The organism is Succinivibrio dextrinosolvens DSM 3072 (genome assembly GCF_900167015.1).
GTDB lineage: Bacteria > Pseudomonadota > Gammaproteobacteria > Enterobacterales > Succinivibrionaceae > Succinivibrio > Succinivibrio dextrinosolvens.
Genome location: NZ_FUXX01000071.1, coordinates 1 through 6,626, shown reverse-complemented (window position 1 = coordinate 6,626; position 6,626 = coordinate 1). Strand labels below are relative to the sequence as shown.

At 38.5% G+C, this 6,626-nt stretch carries 4 protein-coding genes and 1 rRNA gene; all 5 read left to right on the top strand.

The window, feature by feature from the left end; all coding sequences use genetic code 11:
* Positions 1–450 precede the first annotated feature (450 nt).
* Positions 451–1,863 (top strand): MATE family efflux transporter, encoded by a 1,413-nt coding sequence (locus B5D46_RS11610; RefSeq protein WP_078929589.1) that lies wholly within the window; start codon positions 451–453, stop codon positions 1,861–1,863.
* A 92-nt stretch (positions 1,864–1,955) separates the two neighbouring features.
* Positions 1,956–3,152, top strand: coding sequence for an amino acid aminotransferase (locus tag B5D46_RS11605; protein ID WP_078929588.1), 1,197 nt, complete (start codon positions 1,956–1,958; stop codon positions 3,150–3,152).
* Positions 3,153–3,395: 243 nt separating this feature from the next.
* Complete coding sequence (locus B5D46_RS11600) at positions 3,396–4,316, top strand: DUF2333 family protein (protein ID WP_078929587.1); 921 nt, start codon at positions 3,396–3,398, stop codon at positions 4,314–4,316.
* A gap of 7 nt (positions 4,317–4,323) precedes the next feature.
* Complete coding sequence (locus B5D46_RS11595) at positions 4,324–6,168, top strand: ABC transporter ATP-binding protein (RefSeq protein WP_078929586.1); 1,845 nt, start codon at positions 4,324–4,326, stop codon at positions 6,166–6,168.
* 272 nt (positions 6,169–6,440) lie between these two features.
* Positions 6,441–6,626: ribosomal RNA gene (locus B5D46_RS11590) — 16S ribosomal RNA — on the top strand; the annotation flags it as partial.

Sequence of the window (6,626 nt, the reverse complement as noted above, 5' to 3'; positions counted from 1 at the left end):
TATAAGCTTTTATTAACGGAGAGAAACTCCTTTCCTGATATGCTCGTATAGTTGCATTTGATAGCCTTAGCGTTTTAAGAATCTCTTTAGCTTTGGTAATGATGTCAAAAATACTTTTTTCCATAACGGTGGTCTCCTTTAGGAATTAAGGAAACTTCATTATAGAATGAAAAGTTATCCCGACTTATAATGTACTGATGCCCGTAACTAAGCCGATTTTTGCTGTTTTACGGTATAATCATAAAGTCGGGATAAGTGTTGTGAGAGGGCTGAGTTAGAACTCGCCCTACTCGATTTGGGGCAGAGTTATTCATCTTTTCTTTCAGGCGGATCGTTAATACTAAAAAATAAGAATTCCTCTCAATCCATGTCACATTCCTAATATTGTGGTATGCTAGCGGCAGTTTTAATTTGATCTTTGAAATTAGTAAATAAGAAAAATAAGGCGTTATGGCTGATACTTCACCTCAACAGTTGGCAACAGGACCAAAGCACGGAAATCTTTTCTCATTAAGCTGGCCGATCTTTATTGATCTGACAATGCATTTCTTTACCATCATTATTAATACCGCTATGGTAAGTATGCTGTCTTTACAGGCTGTTGCTGAAATGAATCTTGGCGGTCAGGCCTTCCAGTTCGCGTTTACCTTATTCAACTTTATAAACATAGGTGTTTGCGTGTGCTGTGCCCAGGCAATTGGCAAGGGCAATAGGCAGATGTTAAGACGCATTGTTCACATGTCATTTGGTCTTAACATTGTCTGGGGTATTTTAATTACATCAGGTTGCTTTTTTGGAGCAAAAATCATCTGCGATATCATGAATATTCCAGAGGATATTTATGTAACCTCAAAAAACTATCTGATGATACTATCAATCATGTTCATTGCCGAAGCAGTTAATCTGTGCTGTTCTTCTATTTTAAGAGCCTATGGCAGAACTCGTGATCCAATGTATGTGAATATTTCGGCAAATATCTTTGTAATCATCAGTAATTACGCTTTGTTATTTGGTCATTTTGGTTTCCCTCAGATGGGAATTTACGGTGTTGCAATCAGTGCTGTAATTTCACGTTTTCTCTCAGTTGCTTTCCTTTTTTATCTGATGAGAACAAGAACCAAGATCAGAATTATTCCAAAGTTTTTCTTTATTGTTAAAAAGGATATTTTAAAGCAGATCTTTGCAGTTGGTATTCCTGGTGCCGGTGAAAACATGACCTGGCAGCTTCAGTTCCTGTTCATGACATCTGTTGTTGGAACTCTAGGTTCCACTGCCTTAGCAACTCACGGCATCTATATGCAGATGTGTACCATTATTATGCTGTTCTCTATTTCTATCGCCCTTGGAACTGAGATTCTGATTTCTCAGTATGCAGGTGCAATGAAATTAAAGCTTGCAAACAGACAGCTTCTGCATTCTGTGAAAATTGGACTATGTATCACAGCTCTCCTAGTTATTAACATTCCTCTTTGGATGGGAGATGCGGTTTTATCTATTTTTACCTCAGATGCAACTGTTTATGAAATTGCCAGACCGATCTTTTACGTCTCTGTGATTATGGAGATGGGGCGTATTCTAAACATTATTATCATCAACTCTCTTAGAGCTGTTAACGATGCCAAGTTCCCAATGCTGATGGCCATAATTTCCATGTGGGGTGTTTCAGTTCCTGTCGGAACCTTCCTAAGTCTATATATGGGAATGGGACTGTTAGGTGTATGGCTTGGTTTCTGCTGCGATGAGTGTACCCGTGGACTTGTTATGCTTTTAAGATGGAAATCCAAAGCATGGGTATCTAAAGCTCGAGATAACTACAGAAAACATTACAAAACTAAGGTCAAGAAGAAAGGCTATGCTCTTTAATTGAGCATGTTTTGTTCAATATATAGAATAATCTCACAATTTTTTTAATTGTGATATATTAAAAAAAATCTTTTTTTATAACAGGTGAATACATGTTTTTTGATCGTATCGATGCTGCTCCTGCAGATCCAATTTTAGGTTTAAATGAGGCTTTTAAGAAGGACACCAGAGCTAATAAGACTAACTTGGGTGTAGGTGTATACCAGAATAACGAGGGTAAAACCGTTATTCTAGATTGCGTTAAAGAAGCAGAGAAAATTTTGCTTGAAAAGGAAGAGACCAAATCATATCTGCCAATTACCGGTCTTCCTGAGTTCGGTCGTCTGGCTAGAGAGTTGATCTTTGGTAAGGATTCAGAGTTCGTTGACGGTGGTAAGGCTGTTTCATGTCACTGTCCTGGTGGTACCGGTGCACTGAGAATTGGTGCTGACTTTATCCACCAGCAGAACATTGCTTCAACAATCTGGATTTCTGACCCTACCTGGGCAAACCACTACCAGATCGCAACTTCTGCAGGTCTGAAGTTTGAGCGCTATCCTTACTATGACAGAGCAAACCACAATCTTGCTTTTGACAGAATGATTGAGACTCTGTCTCAGGCTAAGGAAGGAGATGTAGTTCTTCTACATGCATGCTGTCACAATCCAACAGGCATCGATCCTACTCACGAGCAGTGGGAGATCATTGCTAAGTTCCTTGCTGAAAAGAAACTGTTACCATTTATTGATTTTGCTTACCAGGGCTTTGGTCATGGTATTGAAGAGGATGCTTTCGGTGTTCGTACTATTGCTAAGTACAACCCTGAGTTCCTGATTGCAAGTTCATTCTCAAAGAACTTCGGTCTTTACAGCGAGCGTTCTGGTGTACTTACTGTTGTATCTGCTGATGTTGAGACTGCAGTTAAGGTTATGTCTCAGGTTAAGATTGCTGTTCGTACTGCAATTTCTAACCCTCCTGCTCATGGTGAGAAGATCGTAACCACAGTTCTGTCAGATCCTACCTTAAGAGCAAAATGGGAAGATGAGCTTAAGGGAATGCGTGAGCGTATTTCAAAGATGCGTGTTCTGTTATCTCACAAGCTTAAGGATGCAGGTGCTGGTGATTTTGATTTCATCACTGAGCAGAACGGTATGTTCTCATTCTCTGGTCTTGATAAGGATCAGATTGAAGCTCTGAAGAGAGATTTCGGTATTTACGCTGTTGCTTCAGGAAGAATCTGTGTTGCAGGTATTAACAGCAACAATATTGATAGCATTGTTGAAGCAATTACAGCAGTTGTCAAAAAATAGTGTAATGCGTTATTGACTAAAGAAACCTGAGGTAATGTAAATTGTCTCAGGTTTTTGTTTTTTGTATATTTGTTTTTTTTGAATTTTTTTTTACAATAGACTAGAAATTCGATTTATAAGTGAGTTTCTGTAAGATTTACAATAAATATTACTGTTTTACTGTATTCTGATAAATAAACTAGGAGGCGAAGTACCCCACATCTGTTGCATCAACTGATGCAGGGAGATTTTCGCAATTAAAATATGACATTTCCAAAACCTTTGAATACTATCTTTGGAAAAATCTTAGTAGGGCTTGTTGCTGTCTATGTTTTATATGTTGCTGTAATAGGTCTTTTCTCCACTACCTGTCCTGCCGGTTTTACTCCTCCAAAAGCTGAAGATATTCAGGATGATAAAACTCGTGCCATGGTAATGGCTGAGGCAACTGTTCATAGTCTGGATAATGAGCTTCATTCTGTTTTTGGATGGATCCCAAATGATCTTTTCTTTGTTCCAAAAATTCTGGATAACATTGTTAATTATCAGAAAGGCGTAATTTATGCTACCAGACCTGCATCTGACATAATTGCCAAGACTGTTTCTCGATATGGAAAAAATGACACTCTTGATCAAAGACTTGTAGATGCAACTTCAAGATCATTTGTTTACTCAGACGAAGTCTGGGGCTTCTGGTTTATATACGATACAGAAGGAAAGTACAAGCAGGGTGTTCAGAACTGGAGATCCTGGGCAGCTTCTGTTGATTCAGGAGTAAAAAATGCCGGTGTTTATAATGTCAAATCAGATGATGTTTATCTGATATTAAAATACTGCAATCAGATGCTTGAGTATGCTTTAGGTTATCTTAATAAAGAAAATATTAAGCATTATGAATCAGATAATTACGTTTATTTTGCAAAAGGTGTGTCTTCTGTTGTTGAAGATATTTTAAGAGGTTTGGTTGCTGTTGATTCTTCTGTTGTTCAGCGCGGTGGACAGGAAAATGTAGATGCAGCTCTAAAGAGACTTTCTTTTGTAAGAGACTTCAACCCTTGGTATGTTGTTGCCGGCGGTAACGATACCGGTGACGCAATGCTGCCAAACCATGTTGCAGCCATTGCAAGACACATTGATGTTGCAAGCAATCGCATAAACGATATCATGCAGTCAATGGAAAAATAATACGTTCATGATTTTTAAAGAAGGTTTATTCAATTTTTTTGAAAGACTAATACCTCCATTTGAGGACAAATGTGAAGGTGTTCCTCCTAAGGGAATAATCAAATTTGTCCTTTTCTTCTCCAGGGGATTAGGCAAATTTCTCGCCGCAGTTGCTGTTTTAAATTCTTTTATCGCTGTTGGTGAAGCTCTTTTTTTTGCCTGCCTTGGCTATATCGTTGACTGGACTGCTTCTAGTTCTCCTCAGAATTTTATCAGTGAGCATGGTGGCAGTCTTCTGATAATGCTCTTAGGCGCAGGTGTATTTTTACCTGTTGCATCTTTTCTTCATTCACTGCTGATTCATCAGACTTTATCGAGCAATTACTCAATGCAGGTCAGATGGCAGCTGCATAATTTTCTACTGGGACAGTCTCTTTCATTCTTTAATGAGGAATTTGCAGGAGCTCTTGCCAATAAGGTAATGCAGACATCGATGGCTGTCAGAACTGCTGTGATGAAGCTGATTGATGTATTTGTGCATATGGTTGTATATATTTCAACCATGCTGATTATGCTTATGAATGCAGATTTCTACCTGTGTCTTCCTCTGATCATCTGGCTGTGTTTCTATACCTGCTCACTGTTCGTTTTTATCCCTTATCTAAGACGAACTTCAAAGGAGTTATCTGTTGAAAGATCTACCATGGTAGGAAGAATTGTAGACAGCTACACAAATATCTCAACGGTAAAACTCTTCGGTGGAGCAGGTAAAGAGAAGTCATATGCCAAGGAGGCAATGACAGCCTTCAGAAATTCAGAATACAAAATTTTCAGAATTCTGACTTCCTTTGACATCAGTGTTCAGTTTTTAAACTGTACTCTACTTGTTTCACTAATCATTCTTTCTCTATGGCTGTGGTCTAACTACCTTGTAACTACAGGAGCCATTGCAATATCAATTGCGATTGCTATCAGAATGATCAACATGTCTCGCTGGATAATGTGGGAAGCTGGCGCAATCTTTGAGAACATCGGCATGATCTATGACTGTATGAGCACAATGTCAAAACCTGTTGCCGTAACTGATCCTGATAATCCAAAAACTCTAGACTCGTTTAATGAATCTATTGAATTTAAGAATGTATCCTTTGGATATGATGGAAAGAAAGATGTTTTAAGTGATTTTAATCTATCTATCAAAAAAGGATTGAAGATAGGAATAGTTGGTCCATCCGGTGTTGGTAAATCCACAATTATCAATCTGATTTTAAGATTCTATGATGTTACTAAAGGTTCAGTTACCATAGATGGAGTTGATGTTCGCGATTTAAGACAGGACAATTTAAGAGATCTTTTTGCGATGGTCAGTCAGGAACCAAGTCTGATGCACAGGACCATTGGCGAAAACATCGAGTATGGCTCTAAAAACGAGCTTGATGATGAGGATCTGCAAAAGGCAGCTAGAGCATCAGATTCTCTGAATTTCATTGAAGAAATGTCTGATTACCGTGGTGGTATTGGTTTTGATTCAATGGTTGGAGATCGTGGTGTAAAGCTTTCTGGAGGACAGAAGCAGAGAATTGCCATTGCTCGCGTAATTGTAAAGAATGCTCCTATTCTAATTCTGGATGAAGCAACCTCTGCCTTGGATTCTGAGACTGAGGAAATTGTTCAGAGAAATCTTCTAAACATTATGCATGGCAGAACCGTAATTGCCATTGCTCATAGACTTTCCACCTTAAAATCAATGGATAGAATCATTGTTATTAACGAAGGCAGGATTGTAGAAAGCGGATCACACGAAGAATTACTGTCCCTGGGAGGACTGTATAATAAAATGTGGTCTCTGCAGTCAAATGGCTTTGTAAAATAAAATGTACTATTTAAAATCTAAGAATCGCATAAACATGCGGAATTAAAAAAATGTGACAAACTTCTAATAAAAAAATGTTTGACACTAAAAAAAAAGAGTCTATAATTCATTTCCGTTGTCACGCAAGAGACAACGAAATAAAACCAAGCGTTTTATAAAAGTTCTTTAAAAACAAGTACGGACAATCTGTGTGGGCCCTCGGAAGAGGGAAACAAAAAGATAGAGAAGGCTAAGGCTGAGGGACTATCAAAAAATTTAAATCAAAATCTTTTTTATCGAAGAGTTTGATCATGGCTCAGATTGAACGCTGGCGGCAGGCCTAATACATGCAAGTCGAACGGTAACATAGGAAAAGCTTGCTTTTCCTGATGACGAGTGGCGGACGGGTGAGTAAAGTTTGGGAAGCTACCTGATAGAGGGGGACAACAGTTGGAAACGACTGCTAATACCGCATACAG